Origin of the sequence: Sulfitobacter sp. S190 (genome assembly GCF_025141935.1) — a bacterium.
Classification (GTDB): Bacteria; Pseudomonadota; Alphaproteobacteria; order Rhodobacterales; family Rhodobacteraceae; genus Sulfitobacter.
In genome coordinates this window covers 103,302-125,489 of the sequence record NZ_CP081121.1, presented here as the reverse complement: position 1 = coordinate 125,489, position 22,188 = coordinate 103,302, and the positions used below count along the sequence as shown (strand labels likewise).

The following is a 22,188-nucleotide window of genomic DNA, read 5'->3' as shown; positions in this document are numbered from 1 at the left end:
CCGGCTGAAGGTCGGGGCCGGACGCCGGGCCCGACCGCCCAATTTCGTGCCAAAGAAGGGTCTGATATGGATCTTATTCTCGTCAATCTGATCGACGGGCTGGTGACGGGCCTGCTGTTGTTTATGCTGTCCGCTGGTCTGACATTGATTTTTTCGATGATGGGTGTGCTGAATTTCGCGCATGCGAGCTTCTACATGCTTGGCGCGTATTTTGGCTTCCAGATCAGCCTCGCGCTGGGGTTCTGGATGGGGCTCCTGATCGCGCCGGTAATTGTGGGATTGATGGGTGCTGCGGTTGAGCGGTACGGCCTGCGCCGCGTGCATCAGTACGGACACGTGCCCGAACTGATCTTTACCTTCGGACTGGCACTGCTGATCGAAGAGCTGGTGCAATTCGTCTGGGGCAAGAACCAGATGCCATACGACATTCCCGATATTCTCAACTTCACCGCCTTCGCAATCGCGGGCAATTCCATTCCGGCCTACAAGATCTTCATGATCTTCATTTCGGTCGCGATCTTTATCGGGCTGCTCTACGTGCTGACAAAAACCCGCGTTGGGATGATCATCCAGGCTGCCCTGAGCTATCCGCGCACGGTCGAGGCATTGGGCCATAACGTACCGCTCATTTTCATGGGCGTCTTCGGGGTGGGAACCGCGCTCGCCGGGGTGGCCGGTGTTATCGCGGGCCCTGTTCTGGGGACGTTTCCGGGCATGGCATTTGTCTTGGGATCAATCGTTTTCGTGACAATCGTGATTGGCGGTCTGGGATCGCTCTGGGGTGCGTTGGTGGCATCGCTGTTGATCGGATGGATCACGACATTCGCCAAATCCTACAACATTGCCATGTCGGACGTTCTCGGTGCAGTCGGCATCAGCCCGCCCGCCAATCTGGACGACAGCTTACTGCGTGATCTTTGGACGGTCACCAGTCCGCAGATCGCCGATATCCTACCCTATATCTTGATGGTGCTAATCCTGATCTTCCGCCCATCCGGTCTGTTCGGGACACGAAACTCATGAGTGATCAATTCACCACCGATCCCGGCAAACCTGCGCAGCGCATGCGCGCAGGCTCCATGACCCTTACGCTGGCGCCTTGGATCATTGCCACCGTTCTGTTGATGGTTTTGCCGCTGATCTTTACAGCCAACTCCGCCCTTACGATCATGAACCAGATGGCGATCACCATCATATTCGCGCTCGCGTATAATATGCTGTTGGGGCAGGGCGGCATGCTGTCGTTCGGCCATGCCGTTTACGCGGGTGTGGGTGGTTTTGCCTGCATGCACATCATGAATATGTCCGATTTCTTTGCCAGCTTTCCGCTCATCGTGCTGCCTTTGTTCGGCGGGTTGTTCGGAATGGGTCTGGCTCTGATTGTCGGCTCTTTCTCGACCCGGTCGGCCGGGACCGTGTTCGCCATGATCAGCCTCGGCGTAGGAGAACTGATTGCCGCGTGTTCGGTCATCATTGTCGCTTTCTTTGGCGGAGAAGAAGGGATTTCGGGGGACCGCACATATGCCCAGCCCTTTTTCGGCGTCGAATTCCTGCAACAGATCGAGGTTTACTATCTGACGGCGGCGTGGCTAATCCTGTCGGCCCTGCTGATGTATTTGTGGTCCCGCACACCGATCGGACGTATGGCCAATGCGGTGCGCGATAACCCCGAGCGTGCGGAATTCCTCGGGTACTCCGCGCGGTGGGTCCGGTTCTACAGCTTCGTTGCGTCGGGCTTTTTCGCAGGCATCTCGGGCGGTCTGTTCGCAATCAATTACGAGATTCTCACAGAAGAAAACCTCAACACGGCCTCGTCCGGTGTGATCCTATTGGTGACATTTCTCGGGGGCGTCGGCTTTTTCTTCGGACCCATCATCGGCGCGGTTGTCTTTACTCTCGTCCAGACAGTTCTCAGCCTCCAGACAGAGCTTTGGGCGTTCTACGCGGGTATACTGTTTGTCGCCACGGTGATGTTCTTTCCCGGGGGGTTGGCGGGTTTGCTCATGATGCATGTGCCGGTTTTCAAGTTGGGAAAGGCGCGTCTTTTGGTGATGCCATATCTCAAGACCCTGCTACCTGCGGCGATTGGTATTCTTGGCTTGGCGGCCTTGGTGGAAATGATCTTCCATCTGCGCCATGCGGCCACCGGCGATGACGAGATGACACTGTTCTGGACCACGTTCGACAGCCACTCTTTCTGGCCATGGATCGTGGCCGGATTGGTCACGCTGGTGGGCTTAGGCATAGCGCGGACCACGACGCCCGCTTTGCGCGACGCATGGGCCGAAGCGACCACAGCGGCAAAGGGAATGTCATGAACGTGCCCGCACTTGAACTATCCGGTCTGAAGAAGAACTTTGGCAAAGCTGAGATCATCCGCGGGATCGACCTTACCATCGGGCGGGCCGAACGCCACGCCATCATCGGGCCCAACGGCGCGGGCAAGTCGACGCTTTTCAATCTGATCACCGCGCGTTTTGCGCCGTCAGCCGGTACAGTTAAGCTGCACGGCGAGGATCTGTCAGGATTGCAGCCATTCCAGATCAACCGCAAGGGCCTGTCCCGGTCTTTCCAGATTACCAATATCTTTCCGGGTATGAGCGTATTCGAGAATGTCCGCTGTGCGCTCTTGTGGTCGCAAGGATACCGGTACAGCTTCTGGCATCTTGTCGCTCGCAAGCGCGATCTGACTGAGGGCGCGGATGCAATTCTGGAACAGATCAATCTGACCGCCCGGCGTGATTTGCCCGCAGGGACGCTAAGCTATGCTGAGCAAAGAGCGCTTGAAATCGGCATCACCATTGCGGGTGGCGCGGACGTGATCATGCTGGACGAACCCACCGCGGGAATGTCGAACACCGAAACCGACTACATCACCGATTTGATCCTGCGGGTTACGGAGGGCAAGACTCTGATCATGGTTGAGCACGATATGAGCGTGGTCTTCGGTTTGGCTGACCGGATCAGCGTATTGGTCTATGGAGAGATCATCGCAACCGGCGCTCCCGAAGATGTGCGCGCGGACCCAAAGGTGCAGGAAGCCTATCTCGGCGCGGCTTTGGAGGCGGAGCATTGATTAGCGTTACAGATATGCACGCCTACTACGGCAAGTCACACATCCTCCAAGGCGTCACCATGAACGTCCAGAAAGGAGAAATCGTGGCGCTCTTGGGCCGTAATGGGGTGGGCCGGTCGACAACTTGCAAGGCCATCATGGGCGAAGTGGCGCCGCACGGCTCTGTCCAGTTCAAAGGGCAGGAGATAGCGGGGAAGAAGGCGTTTGAGATTGCCAATCTGGGAATTGGATACGTCCCTGAAAACCGCGATATCTTTCCCGGCCTGACAACGCGGCAGAACCTGATGCTGGGCTTGAAACCGGGGCAGAAGGACGGGCAGGGCAGGTGGTCCATGCAGGCGATGTTCGAGATGTTCGACAACCTGCAGCGGCGGGCCGATGTCGAGGCTTCGGTGCTCTCCGGCGGAGAACAGCAGATGCTGACCATGTGCCGCACCCTGATGGGCGATCCCGAACTGGTCATGATCGATGAGCCGACCGAGGGTCTGAGCCCGCAAATGGTGCAAAAGGTGGCCGAAGTGCTGCGCGAAATCGCCAAGCGCGGGATTTCGACGCTGTTGGTTGAACAGAAACTGTCGATCGCAATGGACATCGCAGACCGTGTTTATGTCATGGGGCACGGTCGAATGGTCTTTGAGGGAACCCCAGCCGAACTGAAGGCGCGCGACGACGTGCGTCGGGAATGGCTCGAGGTTTGACAGTGGTTATTGACGGCGCCGCGCATGGCTCATGATGCGGAACCTTTGGCCGTACCGGCTAGGTGCAGTCTGGTGCCATAAACCGCCTCGTCCCGCTTTCCTAAACCGGAGTTCCCCAACGCGCTCGAGGCAGGCGCGCTTTGTCGGCAAAGCGGTTGCAGTGTCCGCAAAACCCTTCGATGTTGTCCAGATCACTGATCCCGAAAGGCCAGACCATGACACCCGCCGCCGAACAGCTTTTGAAACTTCTGGACATTGAACAGCTTGAAGTCGATCTGTTCCGCGGGATCGGATCGGGCGGCGAAACAAGTACGCGCATATTCGGCGGGCATGTGATCGCACAGGCGCTGATGGCCGCGTACCGCACAGTGCCCGACCGGCTTTGCCACAGTTTGCACGCGTATTTCATCCGGCCCGGTGATCCGGCGATACCGGTAATATACCAAGTCGACCGCGCACGCGACGGAGGCAGCTTTACAACCCGGCGGGTTGTGGCGATCCAGCACGGCAAGCAGATCTTCAATTTGTCGGCCAGTTTTCACATCGATGAGGACGGCTTTGAACACCAACACCCCATGCCCGATGTAGGTGCACCCGAAGACTGGCCAGACCGTCCCGAGCTTCGCGCGGCACAGGTCGACAAGATACCCGAACAATACCGCGCCGATTTTCTCAGAGAGCGTCCGATCGAGCTGCGGGAGATTGCCCCGCGCGATTTCTTCACGCCCGACAAGGCAAGCGACAGCAACCACCTGTGGTTCCGAATGGATGGCGCGACGGGGCAGGGCGCGCAAATGCAGCACTGTCTGCTTGCGTACGCGTCCGATATGAATTTGCTCGGATCATCGTTGCGTCCGCACGGGCTGACCTGGTTCCAAGGGCGGGTGATGTCGGCAAGTCTTGACCACGCGATGTGGTTTCACGCGCCGATCAACTTTGCCGACTGGCATCTGTACGATCTCGATGCGCCCTGGACCGGTGGAGCACGCGGGTTCAATCGTGGCAAGATTTTCAATCAAAACGGCCAGTTGGTCGCAAGCGTCGCGCAAGAGGGGCTGATGCGCCTTCTTGCGAAAAAGACCTAGCTGCCGCGCGAATTACTGTCCTTGAACGCTTGCACCTCGGCACGTGCGATGACGTGGTGGTGGACCTCGTCGGGCCCGTCCGCATAACGCAAGGTGCGCTGTTGCGTGTACATATTGGACAGGGGTGACCATTGGCTGATGCCTGCCGCACCGTGGACCTGCATCGCCTGATCGATGATCTCGCAGGCTTTTTCAGGGACCATCGCTTTGGCCATACTGACCCAGATGCGCGCTTCCTTGTTGCCAAGAACGTCCATCGCTTTTGCCGCCTTGAGAACAATCATGCGCATCGCTTCGATATCGATCTTGGCCCGCGAGATCGTCTCCATGTTCTTGCCGAGGTTAACGATCTGTTTGCCGAAAGCCTCGCGGCTCAAGCCGCGTTCAATCATCAGATCCAGCGCCTTTTCTGCTGCACCAATAGAACGCATGCAGTGATGTATGCGGCCGGGTCCCAGCCGCAGTTGGGAAATCTCGAAACCACGCCCTTCGCCAAGCAGCATGTTCGCTTCGGGTACTTTAACGTCGGTGAAACGGATGTGCATATGGCCGTGCGGCGCGTCGTCGTGGCCAAATACATGCATGGGCCCGAGAATTTCGACACCGGGTGTATCCATCGGGACAAGTATCTGGCTTTGCTGCCTGAAACTGTCCGCATCCGGTGACGTCTTGACCATCACGATCATGATCTTGCAGCGAGGATCGCCCGCGCCGGAGATATAGAATTTTTCACCGTTGATGACCCATTGACCGTCTTTAAGCACGGCCGAGGTCGAGATATTCTTGGCGTCCGAGGACGCGACATCCGGTTCTGTCATGGCAAACGCCGAGCGGATTTCACCCGCGAGAAGCGGCTTGAGCCATGTCTCTTTCTGCTCCGCAGTGCCGACCCGTTCAAGCACTTCCATGTTGCCTGTATCCGGCGCTGAGCAGTTGAGGCTTTCGGGTGCCAACGGGCTTTTGCCAAGCTCGGCCGCGATATAGGCGTAATCAAGGTTCGACAGGCCTTCGCCCGTTTCTGCATTGGGCAAAAAGAAGTTCCACAGCCCGGCATCGCGGGCTTTTTGCTTGATGCCGTCGAGGATTTCCAGCTGTCCGGGCGCGTAGGACCACCGGTCCGCCCGACCTTCGCCCAATGCATGGAATTCCTCGGTCACCGGATCGACCGTTTCCCGGATATGTTTGACGACCGCTGCGAAAAGCGGCTTAGCCTTGTCTGACATTTCCAGATTGTTGAGTTCTGCAGGGGTTGTCGACATGAACGAGGCCTTCCGTTACCGGGTTTTGAATTATGTCGTCAGCTTACGCGAACGTGCGGCGCATGCAATCAACGCGTGAATGACGTAAGGTCGCGGGCGTCAGGGCATGTCGATCGTGGCTTCGGTTTCCGCCTCGGTCGGCGTTTGGCCGGTCATGCAATAGAGATACATGGCAGCGCGGGTGCGGCGGATATCCCAACTCTCGCGCTGGTCGAGTGCATCGTAGCCTATTTGCGTGAAGTAGATGATCCGCGCACGCACGTCTGCTTCTTGCTCATCAAAGCCATGTCGCAGGAACATTTCGGTCAATGCTTCGATCCGCTGGGCATCGTTGAGATCCAAGGCCCTGCGCACAGTTCCCGACCGCCGCGCCCAGTCACGCACCGCAAAATCCAGCTGCATGTCAAACTCATTGCCGACAACCCAGGCAGAGTAGAGTTTGGCAACCGCGAAGTTGATGGTTTGAGCCGGCTGCCGGGACGCGGCGATAATCGCTTTGGTATTTGTGGCGGCCCATGTTTCCAACAACGCATCGAGCAGCTCGGACCGGTTCTTGAAATACCAGTAGAAGCTGGATCTCGGACAATCCAGTTTTTGCGCGAGGGTCAGGACCTTCACCTGATCGACCCCTTCCGACACCAACGTATCCATCGCCGCAGTCAGCCAATCCGTCCGCGTCGTGCGCCCCGGGCCCCTCACACCAGTTTTCTTTGTGTCGGTCATTTTGCCCTCTGAACCGGTCATGCCGTCATGTTGCGTGGGACTGCAGTTGCATACAAGTGGCGAAGCCGTACGAGAATGGTATACGAGCCATAAATTTACATAACTATGGTTATATGGGTCTCTGCGAAGGGCGACATCGCGGCCTTGGCTGCCGTGCGTTTGCTATCGGATACGACCCAGTCGCGCAACGATGTCAGGCCGTTGTTTTGACGGTGCTTCACGCTCCCTTTTCCTTTGGTAACAGCGTGAAAGCACGTTACGCTAAAGGGGTTACATATGCGGCGGCTTTCATACCGATATGATGGAGGCCAAATGTCGCGACACCCTTTTTCTGATGCCTTGCACAATATTTTTTCGCCAACAGGTTTACCCCGATGACAGACCCCAATTCCCTGATGACGCCGCCCGAAATGCACAATGGTACGCTGCGCACGCCGATCGATCCCTCTCATCTGGGTACCGCCGTTCTGGACAAGTATGGGGCGTTCGACGCAGGCACCTATCACAGCTTTACGTTGACCTACACTGCGGGGCGTTTTGGTATTGATGACAGCGGAAGCATCCGCATCGTCTGGCGCTTTGCCACCGATCAGACAAATCCGCAGTTCGATGATCCGGCGGCGGCGGGCTATACGGAAGTTGAGGCTTCGAACAAAGCGGTCCTTCAGGCGCGTTTCGATCCCAAAGGCAATATCCGGCCGTGGGACCGCACGTTGCAGATCAAGGTCGTCAAAGGTTTCATGAAAGAAGGCGACACAATCACGATCCGTTTCGGTGTGACCGATCACGGCGGCCCCGGTATGCGTCTGCAGACTTTCTGTGAAAGCCGTTATGAATTTCGCGTACTCGTCGATCCGATCGCGACCTACAATTTCCAGACATTGCCCGAACAGCCGGCGATCTCGCTTGTCCCCGGCGTGCCGGAGACATGGGTGGCCGTGGTCCCTTCAACAATCGCCAGTGGCCAGCCCTTCACGCTCAGGATCAAAGCCGAGGATACATGGGGCAACCCAACGAACAAGGCAGCCATGACGCTGACACCGCGGGCAAATCAGGCCGTTGAGAACCTGCCGGAAACCATCAATGTCGAAAAAGGTGAATTTGCCACTGTTCTTGATGGACTCGTCGTGAATGGTGCCGGACCTTTAGAAATTTCGTTGTTTGCGCCAGATGGCTCGCTCGTCGCCACATGCAATCCGGCGCACGTCACCAAAGCGCCCGCACTCATGAGCTACTGGGGTGACTTGCACGGTCAGTCAGATGAAACCCTCGGCACCAACAGCGCCGCCGATTATTTCACTTTCGGCCGTGACAAGGCCTTTCTCGATGCCTGCGCGCACCAGGGCAACGATTTCCAGATGACAGATACCTTCTGGAAGGACCTCAACAAGGTGACGGCGCATTTCAACAAGGACGGAGAATTCGTCACCCTGCCCGGCTATGAATGGTCCGGCAATACGGCGTTGGGCGGGGATCGCAATGTGTTTTTCCCGGTCGAGGGTCGCACGATGCGCCGCTCGTCCCATGCCTTGATCGAAGACCAGTTCGACATGGGCACCGATTGCCATACCGCAGGCGAACTCTTTGAGGCTTTTGCCGAAAACGAGGAATGGGACGTGATCTGCTTTGCCCACTGCGGCGGGCGATACGCCGATATTACCATGGCCCACGATGGCCGGTTTGAAAAATCTGTCGAAGTGCATTCTGCTTGGGGCACATTCGAGTGGATCGTGCAGGATGCCTTCAAAAGCGGGTACCGCGTGGGCATCATTGGCAATTCCGACGGTCACAAGGGCCGCCCCGGCGCGAGCTATCCGGGCGCCGGATGGTTTGGCGCCGTGGGTGGCCTGACCTGTTTCCTGATGCCGGAGCTGACACGCGATGGCCTGATCGACTGCATCAATGCCCGCCACCACTATGCGACAACGGGCGGGCCGAGTGGGCGCATCCGAATGGACGTAACGGCAGCCTTTGATCGACCTGCGACGCGCTATCTCGATGACCCTTTGTTGCATGGCGACTGTCAAACCGAGGCCTGCGAGACCGCGATGATGGGTGATATTGTGCATCTCCCGTCGGGGGATATTCACTTCAAAGTAAGCGTCGCGGCTGCGTTACCCGTTCGTTGCATCGATATCTTCAACGGTTTGGAACATCTGGAATGCTATCGCCCCTACCCCGAGGCTGATCTGGGCAAACGCATTGGTGTCTTGTGGGAAGGAGCCGAATATCGGGGCCGTTTCCGGGCCGTGCCGTGGGATGGTTCGGCGCACTTTGATGCGGCAACGGTCACGTCGGTCCGGGCGGTGAACTTCTTCAACCGCGACAAGACGCTCGATGTGACGCGCGATGGGTTTGTTTCATGGCAGTCCGTCACGACCGGAAATTTCGCCGGTTTCATCGCGACGCTCGATGACGACCGATCCGGCACCATCGACATTAAAACCGCCCTGATTGATGAAACCGTTGCGCTGGCGGATATCGGGTATGAGGATACTGTGCTGGACGCGTCGGATATTCTGCCGCGGGGCATACGGCTTTTCCGTTTACCCGATGAAAATCCGCATACCTCTGTCAGCATCGAACGGATCCTGTCCCCACAAACGGGGCAGGACAATCCCTTTTATGCCCGCGTGACTTTGGAAGACGGGACCCAAGCATGGTCCAGCCCGATCTACGTCCTGCGCACGGTTTAGAGGTACGCTCGAAAAACCTGAGAAGGCACAAATCCAGATGGCTCAGATCAGGGTCTGGCCACTTTTCTCAGGTTGCGCGCAATCGCGATGACGGTGATGACGGTCAATGCCCAGAAGAACCACGTGATCGGTCCTCGCAGCAGGATCGCGGGGTCACTGCCCGACATGAGCATGGCTTGGCGGAAATTATCTTCGAGCAAGGGGCCGAGGATGAAAGCGATCAAGAAAGGGGCCGCGGGCACCCGGTAGCGCAACATCACATAGCCGACCCAACCCATAACAAACATGACGCCGACGTCGAAGATATTGTTGTTCACCGCAAACACACCGTAAATACACAGCACCAGAACCGCGGGCATCAGAATGCGTTTCGGCACATCGGCCACGAACCGGAAGCCCTTGATGGCGAGGCTGCCCACGAAAAAGAGGAACACGGAGCTGACGATGAGGCCGATAAACAGGCCATAAATGATATCCACGTTGATGATAAACATCATCGGGCCGGGCTGGATGCCATGGATCATGAACGCACCGATTATGATTGCCGTAATTACGTCGCCGGGGACACCAAGGGCAAGCAAGGGTATCAGTGTGGCACCGGCCACACCGTTGTTACCCGCTTCCGACGCAGCAACGCCTTCAATCTCGCCCTGACCGAAATTCTCTTTGTTCGGCGATTTTCGCCGCGCTTCGGAGTAACTCAGGAACGCGGAGGGGGCAGCGCCGATACCGGGAATCGATCCGAGGAATACGCCGATAAAGCTGCCCCGGACGATGGATTTGAAACAGCGCCGATAGTCCGCAAAGCTGACCTTGGATTTGCCCAGCGACCGGGCCTTGCCCAGATGCGCCGTGGGGTTCCAGGCCATCGCAATGATTTCGGGGATGGCGAAAAGGCCGATGAGAACGGCAATAAAATTCAGACCCCCCATCATGTTGGGATCTTCGAAGGTAAAGCGGTTGGTCCCGTACACAAGATCGAGACCTACGGTCGCCAGAAGCAAGCCCAGCAAAGCGGACAGTGCGCCGCGCAGCAGGCTGTCGCCGGAAACGCCCGCGATGATGGTCAGCGAAAACAGGATCAGGGCAAAGAACTCCGGCGGACCAAAGCTGAGCGCAAATGAAGCGAGCCAGCCTGCGAACAGGATGAGGGCAAGGTTCGATACCAGATCTGCCGTGCAGGACGCCCATAGCGCCATGCCAAGCGCACGCCCCGCTTCGCCTTTTTCAGCCATTGGATGGCCATCAAGGATTGTCGCCGAAGAGGCAGGCGTGCCGGGCGTCTTGATCAGGATTGCGGGGATTGAGCCACCGAAAATACCGCCCTTGTAGACACCCAAAAGCAAAAGGATGCCCGTGATCGGCGTCAGCGAAAATGTAAACGGCAACGTCAGGGCCACGGCCATCGTCGCTGAAAGCCCCGGTATGGCACCCCCCACAACGCCGATGCAGATGCCCGCGAATAGAGCAAAGAAGGCCTCGAAAGACCCGACAAGGCTGAACCCTGCCATGAGGCTGTCGGTAAAGCTCATGGCAGCCTCACAAAGTTGCCTTGGGGAATTGCGACGCCGGCAACATGGGCAAAAAACGCATAGAGCGCCAATGGGATGATGACCGCGCAAACCAGTGCAGCAACGGGATGGCGCGTGCGGAACAGAAATGCGGTGAACGCAAAAATGACCATCGTGGTCCAGACCATGCCAAGGCGCGGCAGCGCGTACATGGTTGCAACCATGATAACGGCAAGTATCGCAAGACGGGTCCAATGGTTCCCGTCGGAGCCTGCGTGTTCTTCGTCATCGACGGCAATCGGCGCCGCACGTGATGCCAGGATCAGGCCCAGACCCGCAAGACCCGTCAGTATTGCAAGAATGTAGGGCCAGAACGTAGGCGCCAGGACGATGTTGGAGACGTTGCTGGGTGAGGAAACCCAACGTGGTATGCCCAGCAAAACCAGGACCAGCGACACGAGACATGCCCCCAGCCCGAGCCGCATTTGAATCATTCTCGGTGACATGCCACCCCCATCAGACAAAAGCGGCCACCCCTCGGGGCAGCCGCACTCTTGTACGCGCTGCGCTGATCAAGGATCACCCCTCGATGCGCATGCCCAGCTTGTCCACCAAGGCGCGGAACACATTGTATTGTCCTTGGATAAACTCGTTCGCCTCGGCGGGGCCCATCAGACGGATCACGGATCCACGCGCTTCCATCGCTTCGACGAACTTGGCGTCATTAACGGCTGTCGCTGTCCACTCGCCCCATTTTGTAGCCACATCGTCGGGCAGATCGTCAGGGCCTGCGATGCCGGTCCAACCGACCAACTGGTTCAGGCTGTCCTTGCCCAGATCGTTGGCCGTAGGTGCATCAAATCCGACAACAGGTTCTGCGGTGGTCACCAAAAGCGGTGTAAGTTGTTTGTTGCCCACAAAGCTCGCCAGAGACGAGGAATTGGTGCACACGAACGTGGCCGTGCCATTCAGCACAGCCGTGATTGCGGCGCCGCCGCCCTTTTGCGGAATGTGGGTGACGTCATTGATCGGATCCACACCGAACTCGCTCATCACCATTGCGCTGGCAAGATGCGGGAAAGACCCGACACCAGATGAACTGTACGTGACATTGCCGTCCGCGGTTTTGGCCACCAGATCATCCATCGACTTGATGTCGGATGACGCAGATACCGCGCAGGCGGCCGGGTTGATTTCATAAACATTGACGAAGCGGAAATCGTCGAGTGTGTACGGCAGGGTCGCCTTCATCGCGGGGTTCACGGAATGGGACCCGACGCGCGCGAACATCATCGTATAGCCATCGCCCTTGGCATTCTGCACGGCGACCGAACCTGTCGCGCCACCGGCACCGGTGATGTTTGCCATGATCAATGGCTTGCCAACCGCGTTGCCCAACGGCTCTGCGATGGTTCGCGCGGAAATATCCGTAGCGCCGCCGGCACCATAAGGGATCACCATATTGACCGCACGTTCGGGGTACTCGGCCCAGACGGCTGTGGTACCGAACGCCGTGACCGCAGCAAGCGCAGAAATAAATTTCGTCTTGTTCATGTCTTCCTCCCAGTTGCTTCTTGCCATTTTTGAATGGCTTGTTTTTACAGTAGGCGTAAGATTTTCTTAATCAAAGCAAAAATTGCTTACGCTTACGGCTAGCGTTGCTTGCACTCTGAAGGTGGCAAAAGAGATGACAATTCGGCTTTTGCGGACCCTCGTCACCATCGCAGATGAAAAAACATTCACCGATGCGGCGAAGGTGGTCAACGTGACCCATGCAGCTGTGAGCCAGCAAATGCAGGCGTTGGAGGCCGATCTGGGCGTCGCCCTCTTCAACCGAAAAACCAGAACTCCCGAGCTGACCCCGATCGGACACCAGATCGTCGCAAAGGCGCGTGTGCTTTTGTCGGACTACGACAACTTGTTGCCATCGGTTCTGGGCGACGGCGGGTTGAGCGGCATCTTCACGCTTGGGGTGATGCGCACGACACTGACCGGACTTACCCCACAGGCGATGGCCGCATTGAAATTCAAATATCCGGAAATCGGCCTGCATATCCGTCCCGGTCTGACGGCGACACTTCTGACCGAGCTGGAACGCGGAAACCTTGATGCAGCCGTCGTGACCAAACCGCAGATCATCCCAGTGGGGCTCGCATTTCGTGAGTTGGCGCGTGAACCAATGCAATTGATCACAGCGAGAGACGAGGTAGAGAATGATCCGGTCGTCCTGTTGAAAACACGGCCGTTCATCCGGTTCAATCGCCATGCCGTTGTGGGGGCGTTGATTGACAACTGGATCCTGTCGAAACGGATCCGGGTGAATGAAACGATGGAGCTCGATAGCCCCGAAGCCATCACCAGCATGGTGGATGCCAAACTGGGCGTTTCGATTGTGCCCGCGCTTGCGGTAAAGCCACGACACGGTGTGCCGGTAAAGCATCTGGATCTGGGGCCGGATGCGCCGTATCGCACAATCGGGTTGATGCATCAGGAAAACCAGAACAAATCGCGAGCCCTTGACGAGGTATTCGGCGCTTTGGCGCACGTCATCCACCAACAATAGGGACGCACCATTGCTTGATGGCTCACCCGAGCGCCGCTTTGCGTCAGATCACCTCATCTGAGCGATCGTCGGTCTCTCCGTACCGCTTCATCACTGCCGGTTTCGTACCTTCGTACACCCGGCCGATATTCTCTGCGATCTTTGCGTTCTCCCGTTCAAACAGGCAGTCGCCGTTCATATCAGACGCAACAATAAAAGGCCCCATGCGATTGCATTTTAAAACCCACATCGCCTGCGCGAGGCCCAGCTCTTCGTGCCAGTGCACCGCCTCGACGCTTTCAACGCCGCGGCCCAGCAACGCGCCCGTGCCATAGCCAACGGTCGACAGATAGACCGCGCCATTGGGTACGAAATATTCCCTGTAGTCCTTCGACGTCATGCCGCCTTTGCCGACAATCAGCTTGGCTCCCGTCTTGGCCATCCATTCCGGCAACCACTTTGCAAACCGGAATGATGCGGTGGCCGTCACTGCCCCCATGTCAAAGGTGCCATCTGCATTTACACGCGCGGCGGGGGAGCAATGGAAGTTCGCCGCGGATTGTCCGGGCAGTTCCATCGGTATGTTTGCCATGTCCTCCAAGCTGCGCATGTAGACACCCTCGCGGGCCGTGTACATGAGCCCCGTCAAATAGACGATATCGCCAAGCCGCAGATCGGCGATGGCTTCGTCGGTGGGCGTGGTGGACAGCTCTACCTCGCGCAATTTACTCATTCCGCGGCCTCCTTGACCGGTTCCCACTCGACGGTTTCGCGCCGCTGGTACGGTGTAAACCAATCAGGATCGGTGCGATATTCGACGCGGCCGTCTGCAAACAGTCGTGCCACCGCACGGCGCGATGACAGGCAGAAGGCGTGGACAGACATGGGCATCCCGCCCGTATGGCAATACCCCACCTCGATGTTGCAATCGATCACCATATTCTTGCCGACGAACCCCATCGCACCCATACCGATGGAATTGCCCAGCTCTTTGAACTCGTCCTCCATCTCGGCGATCTTGGGGTCGCTGTTGCGCGAGCCGACGATACGCAAGGTCGAGGCGCGTTTGCCAAGCGTCATGCAGGCGTCTTTCGATCCACCCAGACCGATCCCGATGATCGCCGGCTGGCAGGCAAGACCCCGTTTCCCGAAGGCCATCAGACTATCGAGATAGAAACGTTTGATGCCCTGCAGACCATCCGACGGGAAAAGCATCCGGTAATCGGAGCCAAACAATCCGCCCTTGTGCACGGTGATCAGATCAATCCAATCGCCTTCGGGCTCGAACCCGTACTCGATCTCGGGCGCGCCGATTCCCACGTTGTTATCGTGGTCCGTGCGCCACAAAGGATGCACGCGGTTCGGCCGCAATGGCACGCCATTCGTGGCGTTTGCAGTGGCGCGGCGCAATGCGGCCTCGAGCGCGATCATCCCGCCCTCGACCGATGCGCTGTTGCCCATCTTGACGAACCAGCGCGGCACACCGGTATCGCCACACATCGCGCGGCGATCTTCCTTTGCGGCTTCATAGTTTTCCAACATGGCCTTGAGCACGAACGACGAAAGGTCGCCGTCCTCGGTCTTGGCGGCCTGTTGCAGACCATCCAGATAGTCCTGTGGGATTTCGATTGCGGCCTTGTCCATAAGGGTTTCGGCAGTGGATTGGATGAGCTCGATCGGGATCATTGTGCGGCCACCAGCGTTTCGGGTGCGTCTTCGGGCAAAATGGTTTCTCCGGGGCTGACGATCGTGAATTTGACGGGCTCCCGAGACACGTGAACCTGCCCATCCCGCATCTGGGCCACGGTGAACTCGCTGTCCTGCATCACACCTTCGTCCGGGAAATCCTCGCGGAAATGGGCTCCGCGTGAGTTTTCGCGTGCAATTCCGGCCTTCGTGATAACTTCGGAAACGTCGCAGAGCGAACGCAGATTGAGCCAATCGTGCCACGTGAGATTGAACGCAAGATTGCTGCTGTCGACACCGACATCCATCAATGCACCCGATACGTCCGCGATGCCCTGCAATCCCCGCGTCATGCCGGCTTGGGTACGGATTACGCCGACCTCATCCCACATCAGATCCTGAAGGGCCTTGCGCAAGGGCATCACCAGGTCGGGCTTGCGTGCAAACGGATGTGTGGCGCGGGCGAACTCCTCGGCAAGCACGTCTTCGTCCGGATCACGCAACGACATCCGCGCGACGTCTGCGCCCATCGTGTCACCGGCGATCCCGCCGTAAACTGTGGAATTTGCAACGCCGTTGCCCCCCAGACGGTTGGACCCATGCGCACCGCCCGCGTCCTCGCCGGCAACGTAAAGCCCCTCCATCGCAGTGCGCGTGTCGATATCGACGACGACGCCGCCCATGAAGTAATGGGCCGTTGGAACAACCTCGACCGGATCATTGGCCAGATCGAAACCGCTGTCGGCACAGCGTTTTACCATGCCCGGAAATTTCGCGCGGACCCTGTCTGGGCCCAGATGTGACATCGCGATAAACACACCTTCCTGCTCGGGATTGTTGTTCTTGCGCATCTCGGCATAGATTCCGCGGCTGACGACATCGCGCGTGGCACGCTCTCCCTTGCCATCGTAGTCGAACATGAACCGGTTGCCCGCATGGCTGATCAGTTGTCCCCCTGCCCCGCGCAAGCCTTCCTCGAGGACGGTACCGGTCATGCGCGTGTGCTCGCCCGCAAGCAGACCCGTGGGGTGAAACTGCACCATCTCCATGTCGCGCAGTTTGAGGCCGGCGCGGAGTGCCATTGCCAGACCATCCATCGTCTTGTCACCCGATGGCGTATGGTATTTGTACATCGTGGGCCCGCCGCCCGTGCCCATCATGACGCATTTGGCGCGTACAAGCCGAAACTTCCCCGTCCGCATGTCGATCATCAACACCCCCGCCAGGGCGCTGCCGTCTTTTGTGGGGATTAAACCGATGGCGCGGTGCTCCTGAAGTTTTTCGACACCGGACGCGAGCACTTTTTCCATGAGACGATTGATGATCTCAATGCCGGTCAGATCACCTTTGTGCACCGTGCGGTCTGCCGTTTGCCCAGCGAATGCTTTCTGGTGTAGCGAGCCGTCGGCATTGCGGTCGAAATAACATCCGATTTCATTTTCAAGCTCGCGGATGCGGACGACGGCCTGTTCACACAGACGCCACGCCATGTCCTGATCCGGAAGCCATTTGCCGCCCTCGATCGTATCCATGAAATGCCGCTCGACCGTATCACCGCCACCTAGAGCGACGTTATAACCGCCCTGAACCATGCGTGTGCAGCCGCATTTCCCGATCAGGCCCTTTACGGCCAAAGTTATGCGCGTCCCTTCCGGCGCTTTTTGTTTGGCGTGCAGGGCTGCAAACATGCCGGCACCGCCAGTACCCAGAACGAGGATATCGGTGTCGTGGCGTTCAATATCGAAAATGCGCATGTCAAATCGCCTTTAGGAAAAAGAGAACGGCAATCAGGAAAGAGATGGCCAGTGCCGCAGCCGCGAGCGTCTTTTGCGAAGGCGACCACGGCAACCATTCCAGTGCCATCAACCGCACGCCGCCAAACATGTGTATGGCAAGCAGGAAAACCAAACCGAATTCCGCCACCTTCACGACACCGGCTTCGGTCATCGCCAGAAACCCGTCGAGCCGGGCGGGATCGGTCATCGCCAGTGCCAGAACCCAGAAATGAAGCGGCAGGAACAAGGCCAGCAAAAGCCCCGATACACGGTGCAAAATATACGCGAGCCACAGGGGATGCGCGCGCGAGGTTATGGTGTGCGCGAGGCTCATGTCGAAAGTCCACTGGCGAATGTCACGGCCCAGACAGCGCGGGCGCCAAGCCCGAACAGACCGACCCCGATGACCCACATGAATGCGTCGAGTGCCACGCCCTTCAGCCCGCCCCATTCGAACGCGATCGTCCGCAACCCGATTGCGCCGTGTATCGCGACGGCTGCGACGAACGTACCGTAGAACAAGAACCACATGACGGAGCCCTGCGTACGGCCCAGGATTTCTGCCGCCGAAAGCCCGCCCTGAACGGCATAGATCATCACGGCCAAATGCCCCAAAACCAACGGCGCCATCAAAAGCGCGGTGATCCGTTGCAACATATACAAGCGGAGGTTCAACATCAGCGGCCCCTCTTGAAGAACGATTTGGCGGTTTCGCGCTTGAGACCCGCAATCGCGGACATCGGGTCCAACTCGTTTGGGCAGTAGGTCGTGCAAGACCCCATCGAATGGCAGTTGTGGCATCCACCGGAGCCGGAAACGGCGTCCAGGATCGCGGCGCGGCCATCGTCTTTGGCGTCATGCAGCAGGTTCCAAGCGCGTTGCAGCGCCGCCGGGCCAAGGTAGTCGGTATTTCCCGCAACCGTGTCACAGGCGGCGTAGCAGATAGAGCAATTGATACACTCGCGCCCGAAATCGGCTGTGCTTTGTTCGGGGACATCTACGCCCAAAGCCTCAATCGGATCGTCGCGTGTCAGTGTTGCGTGATGCACGCCTTCGGCCGCGACCCATTTATCAAAAAACGGATCCATATCGACGGCCAGATCCTTGATCACAGGCAGGTTGCGCAGTGGTCCGATGGCAATCGATCCCCCGTCCGATACCTTCGATATGTGTGTCCGGCATGTCCACCGGGGAGCACCATTCACCATCATCGCACAACTGCCGCACATGCCGACGCGACAGGCAAACCGGTAGCTCAGCGTCGGATCGGCATTTTGCTGGACCCAGGATACCACGTCGAGCACGGTTTGATTGTCATAGGCGGGAACGTCAAATTCACGCTGGGCCGAACCGGCATCCGGCCCCCGTTCGATCGTAACCTTTAACGTATCCAGCGACATATCTGTGCGGTTCTTTCTACATTTCGACAGCCGTTGACACCTTATACTCGATAGATCAGGTTTAAAAATACCAGATTTTCTTTCAGTTATGGTTAGAAATAATTTCTAATGGATACAGCATTGACGAGGCCGCGACGCATACCAAGGAAGCTTAAGTACCCTTGCTCAGGCAGAGGATGGCGCGCATGAACCAAGCGCATTTCGACACACCGGACCCCCAAGTACTCGGTGAAATTAAGAACACCGTGGGGCTGTCCGGCTGGAAAGTAGCAAGCGAAGCGCCACAGTATTTCGAGGATCCGCGCGGCCGTTTTAGGGGGCTGGGGTGTTTGATTGTCTTGCCGGATACAACGCAACAGGTCGCCGAGATTGTCAGGCTCTGCAATGACGCGCGGATCGGCATTGTACCTTACAGCGGCGGCACAGGCGTCGTTGCAGGGCAACTTTCCGACGAAAACCCCAACGTCGTCATTCTCTCGCTCGAGCGGATGAACACCATACGCGACATGCAAATTGACGAGGGCGTCATGGTTGTCGAGGCTGGATGCATTCTCGAAAATGTGCATGACGCCGCAGCACAGCATGACATGGCTTTTCCACTCAGCATGGCCTCGAAAGGCAGTTGCTGTATCGGCGGGAACCTTGCGACAAACGCCGGTGGCATTCAGGTGCTCCGATACGGGAACGCGCGCGATCTGTGTCTGGGGATCGAGGCTGTCTTGCCCGATGGGACGGTACTGCAAGAGCTCGCCCCGCTGAGGAAAAACAACACGGGCTATGACCTGCGCCACCTGCTGATCGGCAGCGAGGGGACCTTGGGCATCATCACCGCTGCGGCTTTGAGACTGGTGCCACAAGATCCCGAAACCGGGACTGCGTTCTTGGCGATCCGTGCGCCAAGCGACGGCCTGAGCGTCTACAGAACGCTAAAAACCTACCTCGGCGATAGTATATCCGGTTTGGAATTGATGAGCGGAATGGGCATCGCCCTCGTTACCGAAAAATTCCCCGACCTGCGCAATCCGTTCGATCAGCTTCCCCCGTGGGCATTGCTGCTCGAAGCCACCGGAGCGATGGGTTTGAGCGCGCGCATCGAAGAAGCGCTGCAGGCGTGCTTTGAAGCGGGTCTGATTGTCGACGCAGTCATCGCCCAATCGGCCGCACAACGCAAAAGCCTTTGGGACTTGCGAGAAAACACGCCCGAGGCAAACCGTATGGCCGGCGCTTTTTGCAACAGCGATACATCCGTCCCTTTGGGCAAAATGGACGCGTTTATCGCCGACACCGTGGCCAAAATAACCGGTATCAACCCAGGCCTACGGATAAACAGTTACGGCCACATTGGAGACGGTAATATCCATCACAACGTATTCCCCCCGGATGGAGTATCTAAAGAGACGTTTATCGCTGACAATCCCGCAATCATTGATCAGGTCCGCACCGCCGTGAACGATGTGACCCACGCGCACGGCGGATCAATCAGCGCCGAACACGGGGTCGGACGTTTGAAAACGGCGGACCTTGAAAACTACGCCACCGCTGCGCGCTTGGGCGTTCTTAAACAGATTAAGGCTGCGCTTGATCCGAACAACATCATGAACCCCGGCGCTCTTATCCGGTAGTTCGGGTATTTGGATAAATCCTTAGACCTGCGGTGCTGTAGGTGTTTAGATTTGGTCAGGCCCTGACACGCCAGTCACGCTCAATCTCGGAAAGGGATCACAACCTTGAAACTCGATGATCAGGAAACAGCGATGCTTGCTGGCGAAATGGGGCCGGCAAGGCGATGGGCAATTGAACACCAGTTGCAGGTCGGTCGCATGTTCGATGCCGAAGACATGGTGGCGGTCAGCCAGTCCCATATGATGGCCGACCCGGAGTCTTTGGGCGCGGCGGGTGTCGAATTTGTCGAAAATATCGCGGCCGAAGGAGCCAGAATCGCCATTCCGATGATCACGGATCCAAGGGGTGTCGATCTGACGTATTACGAACCATTGGGCCAGACAGAAGCGATGGCGGATCTGGAACGTCGGTTCGTCGCGGCTTGTCTGAAGATGGGTATCATGATGACAGATACCTGCATCAATTATCAGACAATCATGCCACCTGTGCTGGGCGATCACGTCGCGTACGGCGACACCGGTGTCGTCATCTATTCCAACTCCGTCTGCGGCGCGCGGTCAAACTTCGAGGGCGGCCCCTCTGCTTTGGCGGCAGGACTCACGGGCCGTACTCCGCGCTACGGTTTGCATCTTGACCGGCACCGTCAGGCAACGCAGCGATATGTCGTTCGCAATCAGCCCGAAGGGTTGACAGATTGGGGTGTGCTTGGCGCCACCATCGGACGGATGGCGGGTAGCTATTGGGAAGTGCCGGTGATCGAAGGGATCGAGACGCGCCCCACGTCAGACGAGATCAAACATATGGGCGCAGCTATGGCGAGTTACGGCTCTACACCGCTTTTCCATATCGTAGGAATTACCCCGGAGTGCCGCACCCTCGCAGATGTGTCCGCACAGAACCTGCCGCCGCGCGATGTGACATCTGACGACCTTGCCGCGCTGCGCCAACCATTCGGTGCACAGGGCGAAGCGGTGGACGTCGTGGTATTTGCAGCCCCCCAACTGAGCCTTGTCGAGATGCAGCAGGTTGCGTCACTGTGTCAGGGGCGAAAAATATCCGAGGCCACATCCCTGTTGGTCTGCACCTCACCGAGTGTCTACGCCGATGCGCAGCGATTGCACTACAACGAAGCAATACAGAAATTTGGTGGGAAAGTCCTTCAAGGTACGTGTTTCTATCAGCAATATGCCCGCGAAATCGGCGAAGCGAACGGCTGGAAGAGACTGCTGAGCAATTCCACAAAAATTGTAAATATCTTGGGGGGATACGGATATCTTCCAGCGCTTGCATCAATGGAAGACTGCATCGCTTCGGCCGAGAAAGGCGTAATTGTCTAATGCAACATGTTCTGAAATGTCATATCGGGATCGGCCCAAAGGTCAGTGGCACGGCTCTGGTCGCGGACGATAACTTCTCTGCCCGCTATGACCTTGATCGCATCAAAGGCGTATTTTCGCGCCCGCAGCACAAACTTCATGGTCAGAGCTATCGGGACGTTATTCTTGTTTTGAATACGGCAAAAGGTGGTGTCGCAACCGCCTGGATGCTCCATGAGATGGCGTCACGTGGTATTGCGCCCAAAGCTATTTTGCTGAACTCGGCGAATACAATCCTCGCGCAGGGGGCCGCACTTGCCGACATGGCGATGTGTGACCGGTTCGAAGACGGCGATGTAACCACGCTTATCACTACCGGAGAAGTCGTGTCAGTTGACCCGACGCTCGGCCGTGTCACGGTCGAACGGGCTTGAGGCAAACCTTCGTAAGGCCCGGAGAGATCGACCGCGCGTTTGAGTGTGACTGTCATGAGCTTTTGTGAGTTTGCGGCGTGACGCGACCTTTGGAGACGAATTTATATTATGAAATGGCGTTTGCTTGCCTTTTGTAGCCGCTAGCAGACTCAGAACGCCTTGCGGTCCGGCTTGCACCTCGCAAGCGCAAATCCGTCGAAGGACGGAATGCGAGGGTTAAGATACAACAAATAATCCCGCGTAGGTTGGCTGGCGTAGTCGCGACGATGCCTTACTCTCTGATAGAATTAATGTCGGCAAACTGTGTCCCAGCCCGCGCCGTCAATGTCGCAAATACCAAACTCAGCCATGCCAAAACTCCGGA

The 22,188-nt window shown here is 57.5% G+C and carries 20 protein-coding genes and 1 pseudogene; 10 read left to right on the top strand and 11 right to left on the bottom strand.

The window, feature by feature from the left end; genetic code table 11:
- Nucleotides 1-66: 66 nt before the first annotated feature.
- The 5 genes from K3756_RS18120 (at nucleotide 67) to K3756_RS18100 (ending at nucleotide 4,859) form a co-directional block, all read left to right on the top strand.
- On the top strand, nucleotides 67-1,023 hold the full coding sequence (locus K3756_RS18120; protein WP_259993669.1) for a branched-chain amino acid ABC transporter permease: 957 nt from the start codon (nucleotides 67-69) through the stop codon (nucleotides 1,021-1,023).
- Nucleotides 1,020-2,318 carry a branched-chain amino acid ABC transporter permease gene (locus tag K3756_RS18115; RefSeq protein WP_259993668.1) on the top strand — a complete coding sequence of 433 codons (1,299 nt, stop codon included), beginning with the start codon at nucleotides 1,020-1,022 and terminating at the stop codon, nucleotides 2,316-2,318. The genes K3756_RS18120 and K3756_RS18115 overlap by 4 nt, the downstream gene beginning before the upstream one ends.
- Nucleotides 2,315-3,076 (top strand): ABC transporter ATP-binding protein, encoded by a 762-nt coding sequence (locus K3756_RS18110; protein ID WP_259993667.1) that lies wholly within the window; start codon nucleotides 2,315-2,317, stop codon nucleotides 3,074-3,076. Before K3756_RS18115 ends, K3756_RS18110 begins: the two co-directional genes overlap by 4 nt.
- A 14-nt stretch (nucleotides 3,077-3,090) precedes the next feature.
- Nucleotides 3,091-3,774, top strand: a complete 684-nt coding sequence (locus tag K3756_RS18105; protein WP_259993979.1) for an ABC transporter ATP-binding protein — start codon at nucleotides 3,091-3,093, stop codon at nucleotides 3,772-3,774.
- Nucleotides 3,775-3,989: 215 nt separating this feature from the next.
- Nucleotides 3,990-4,859, top strand: a complete 870-nt coding sequence (locus K3756_RS18100) for an acyl-CoA thioesterase II (protein WP_259993666.1) — start codon at nucleotides 3,990-3,992, stop codon at nucleotides 4,857-4,859.
- Here K3756_RS18100 and K3756_RS18095 read toward each other — a convergent pair.
- Both K3756_RS18095 and K3756_RS18090 read right to left on the bottom strand, forming a co-directional pair.
- On the bottom strand, nucleotides 4,856-6,118 hold the full coding sequence (locus tag K3756_RS18095) for an acyl-CoA dehydrogenase family protein (protein WP_259993665.1): 1,263 nt from the start codon (nucleotides 6,116-6,118) through the stop codon (nucleotides 4,856-4,858). The genes K3756_RS18100 and K3756_RS18095 overlap by 4 nt on opposite strands.
- Nucleotides 6,119-6,217: 99 nt before the next feature.
- Nucleotides 6,218-6,841, bottom strand: a complete 624-nt coding sequence (locus K3756_RS18090) for a TetR/AcrR family transcriptional regulator (RefSeq protein WP_259993663.1) — start codon at nucleotides 6,839-6,841, stop codon at nucleotides 6,218-6,220.
- A gap of 374 nt (nucleotides 6,842-7,215) precedes the next feature.
- Here K3756_RS18090 and K3756_RS19645 point away from each other — a divergent pair.
- Nucleotides 7,216-8,346 (top strand): annotated as a pseudogene (locus K3756_RS19645) (DUF3604 domain-containing protein); the annotation flags it as partial.
- A gap of 1,238 nt (nucleotides 8,347-9,584) precedes the next feature.
- On the opposite strand, the gene K3756_RS18080 reads toward K3756_RS19645, so the two are convergent.
- From K3756_RS18080 to K3756_RS18070, 3 genes are all read right to left on the bottom strand, one after another.
- Nucleotides 9,585-11,069: a tripartite tricarboxylate transporter permease gene (locus tag K3756_RS18080; protein ID WP_259993661.1), complete on the bottom strand. Its 1,485-nt coding sequence runs from the start codon at nucleotides 11,067-11,069 to the stop codon at nucleotides 9,585-9,587.
- On the bottom strand, nucleotides 11,066-11,554 hold the full coding sequence (locus K3756_RS18075; protein WP_259993660.1) for a tripartite tricarboxylate transporter TctB family protein: 489 nt from the start codon (nucleotides 11,552-11,554) through the stop codon (nucleotides 11,066-11,068). The genes K3756_RS18080 and K3756_RS18075 overlap by 4 nt, the downstream gene beginning before the upstream one ends.
- Nucleotides 11,555-11,627: 73 nt before the next feature.
- Nucleotides 11,628-12,602, bottom strand: a complete 975-nt coding sequence (locus K3756_RS18070) for a tripartite tricarboxylate transporter substrate binding protein (RefSeq protein ID WP_259993659.1) — start codon at nucleotides 12,600-12,602, stop codon at nucleotides 11,628-11,630.
- A gap of 133 nt (nucleotides 12,603-12,735) precedes the next feature.
- On the opposite strand from K3756_RS18070, the gene K3756_RS18065 reads away from it, so the two are divergent.
- Nucleotides 12,736-13,611: a LysR family transcriptional regulator gene (locus K3756_RS18065; RefSeq protein WP_259993657.1), complete on the top strand. Its 876-nt coding sequence runs from the start codon at nucleotides 12,736-12,738 to the stop codon at nucleotides 13,609-13,611.
- Between the two features lie 43 nt (nucleotides 13,612-13,654).
- Here the strand turns inward: K3756_RS18065 and K3756_RS18060 are convergent, their stop codons facing one another.
- Genes K3756_RS18060 through K3756_RS18035 form a run of 6 tightly spaced genes read right to left on the bottom strand, consistent with a single transcriptional unit; the run spans nucleotide 13,655 to nucleotide 18,451 of the window.
- A complete protein-coding gene (locus K3756_RS18060; protein WP_259993656.1) occupies nucleotides 13,655-14,323 on the bottom strand; it encodes a fumarate hydratase C-terminal domain-containing protein in 669 nt (222 codons plus the stop codon).
- Nucleotides 14,320-15,276, bottom strand: coding sequence for a fumarate hydratase (locus K3756_RS18055; protein WP_259993655.1), 957 nt, complete (start codon nucleotides 15,274-15,276; stop codon nucleotides 14,320-14,322). Before K3756_RS18055 ends, K3756_RS18060 begins: the two co-directional genes overlap by 4 nt.
- Nucleotides 15,273-17,030 carry an L-aspartate oxidase gene (locus K3756_RS18050; RefSeq protein ID WP_259993654.1) on the bottom strand — a complete coding sequence of 586 codons (1,758 nt, stop codon included), beginning with the start codon at nucleotides 17,028-17,030 and terminating at the stop codon, nucleotides 15,273-15,275. The genes K3756_RS18055 and K3756_RS18050 overlap by 4 nt, the downstream gene beginning before the upstream one ends.
- A gap of 1 nt (nucleotide 17,031) precedes the next feature.
- A complete protein-coding gene (gene sdhC, locus K3756_RS18045; RefSeq protein WP_259993653.1) occupies nucleotides 17,032-17,385 on the bottom strand; it encodes a succinate dehydrogenase, cytochrome b556 subunit in 354 nt (117 codons plus the stop codon).
- The gene (locus tag K3756_RS18040) at nucleotides 17,382-17,729 is read right to left on the bottom strand and encodes a succinate dehydrogenase (RefSeq protein WP_259993650.1); all 348 of its coding nucleotides are present in this window, start codon (nucleotides 17,727-17,729) and stop codon (nucleotides 17,382-17,384) included. The genes sdhC and K3756_RS18040 overlap by 4 nt, the downstream gene beginning before the upstream one ends.
- Nucleotides 17,729-18,451 carry a succinate dehydrogenase/fumarate reductase iron-sulfur subunit gene (locus tag K3756_RS18035; protein ID WP_259993649.1) on the bottom strand — a complete coding sequence of 241 codons (723 nt, stop codon included), beginning with the start codon at nucleotides 18,449-18,451 and terminating at the stop codon, nucleotides 17,729-17,731. Before K3756_RS18035 ends, K3756_RS18040 begins: the two co-directional genes overlap by 1 nt.
- Nucleotides 18,452-18,636: 185 nt before the next feature.
- Here K3756_RS18035 and K3756_RS18030 point away from each other — a divergent pair, with 185 nt between their 5' ends.
- The 3 genes from K3756_RS18030 to K3756_RS18020 all read left to right on the top strand — a co-directional run bounded on the left by K3756_RS18030 (nucleotide 18,637) and on the right by K3756_RS18020 (nucleotide 21,824).
- Nucleotides 18,637-20,073 carry an FAD-binding oxidoreductase gene (locus K3756_RS18030; RefSeq protein ID WP_259993648.1) on the top strand — a complete coding sequence of 479 codons (1,437 nt, stop codon included), beginning with the start codon at nucleotides 18,637-18,639 and terminating at the stop codon, nucleotides 20,071-20,073.
- 105 nt (nucleotides 20,074-20,178) lie between these two features.
- Nucleotides 20,179-21,411: an aconitase X catalytic domain-containing protein gene (locus tag K3756_RS18025; RefSeq protein WP_259993647.1), complete on the top strand. Its 1,233-nt coding sequence runs from the start codon at nucleotides 20,179-20,181 to the stop codon at nucleotides 21,409-21,411.
- Nucleotides 21,411-21,824 (top strand): aconitase X swivel domain-containing protein, encoded by a 414-nt coding sequence (locus K3756_RS18020; protein ID WP_259993646.1) that lies wholly within the window; start codon nucleotides 21,411-21,413, stop codon nucleotides 21,822-21,824. Before K3756_RS18025 ends, K3756_RS18020 begins: the two co-directional genes overlap by 1 nt.
- The last annotated feature ends 364 nt before the right edge of the window (nucleotides 21,825-22,188 follow it).

What these genes read in the sequence shown, in the direction of transcription:
- K3756_RS18120 (WP_259993669.1), top strand. Translation starts at nt 67, where the DNA reads ATGGATCTTATTCTCGTCAATCTGATCGACGGGCTGGTGACGGGCCTG.
- K3756_RS18115 (WP_259993668.1), top strand. Translation starts at nt 1,020, where the DNA reads ATGAGTGATCAATTCACCACCGATCCCGGCAAACCTGCGCAGCGCATG.
- K3756_RS18110 (WP_259993667.1), top strand. Translation starts at nt 2,315, where the DNA reads ATGAACGTGCCCGCACTTGAACTATCCGGTCTGAAGAAGAACTTTGGC.
- K3756_RS18105 (WP_259993979.1), top strand. Translation starts at nt 3,091, where the DNA reads ATGCACGCCTACTACGGCAAGTCACACATCCTCCAAGGCGTCACCATG.
- K3756_RS18100 (WP_259993666.1), top strand. Translation starts at nt 3,990, where the DNA reads ATGACACCCGCCGCCGAACAGCTTTTGAAACTTCTGGACATTGAACAG.
- K3756_RS18095 (WP_259993665.1), bottom strand. Translation starts at nt 6,118, where the DNA reads ATGTCGACAACCCCTGCAGAACTCAACAATCTGGAAATGTCAGACAAG.
- K3756_RS18090 (WP_259993663.1), bottom strand. Translation starts at nt 6,841, where the DNA reads ATGACCGACACAAAGAAAACTGGTGTGAGGGGCCCGGGGCGCACGACG.
- K3756_RS18080 (WP_259993661.1), bottom strand. Translation starts at nt 11,069, where the DNA reads ATGAGCTTTACCGACAGCCTCATGGCAGGGTTCAGCCTTGTCGGGTCT.
- K3756_RS18075 (WP_259993660.1), bottom strand. Translation starts at nt 11,554, where the DNA reads ATGTCACCGAGAATGATTCAAATGCGGCTCGGGCTGGGGGCATGTCTC.
- K3756_RS18070 (WP_259993659.1), bottom strand. Translation starts at nt 12,602, where the DNA reads ATGAACAAGACGAAATTTATTTCTGCGCTTGCTGCGGTCACGGCGTTC.
- K3756_RS18065 (WP_259993657.1), top strand. Translation starts at nt 12,736, where the DNA reads ATGACAATTCGGCTTTTGCGGACCCTCGTCACCATCGCAGATGAAAAA.
- K3756_RS18060 (WP_259993656.1), bottom strand. Translation starts at nt 14,323, where the DNA reads ATGAGTAAATTGCGCGAGGTAGAGCTGTCCACCACGCCCACCGACGAA.
- K3756_RS18055 (WP_259993655.1), bottom strand. Translation starts at nt 15,276, where the DNA reads ATGATCCCGATCGAGCTCATCCAATCCACTGCCGAAACCCTTATGGAC.
- K3756_RS18050 (WP_259993654.1), bottom strand. Translation starts at nt 17,030, where the DNA reads ATGCGCATTTTCGATATTGAACGCCACGACACCGATATCCTCGTTCTG.
- sdhC (WP_259993653.1), bottom strand. Translation starts at nt 17,385, where the DNA reads ATGAGCCTCGCGCACACCATAACCTCGCGCGCGCATCCCCTGTGGCTC.
- K3756_RS18040 (WP_259993650.1), bottom strand. Translation starts at nt 17,729, where the DNA reads ATGTTGAACCTCCGCTTGTATATGTTGCAACGGATCACCGCGCTTTTG.
- K3756_RS18035 (WP_259993649.1), bottom strand. Translation starts at nt 18,451, where the DNA reads ATGTCGCTGGATACGTTAAAGGTTACGATCGAACGGGGGCCGGATGCC.
- K3756_RS18030 (WP_259993648.1), top strand. Translation starts at nt 18,637, where the DNA reads ATGAACCAAGCGCATTTCGACACACCGGACCCCCAAGTACTCGGTGAA.
- K3756_RS18020 (WP_259993646.1), top strand. Translation starts at nt 21,411, where the DNA reads ATGCAACATGTTCTGAAATGTCATATCGGGATCGGCCCAAAGGTCAGT.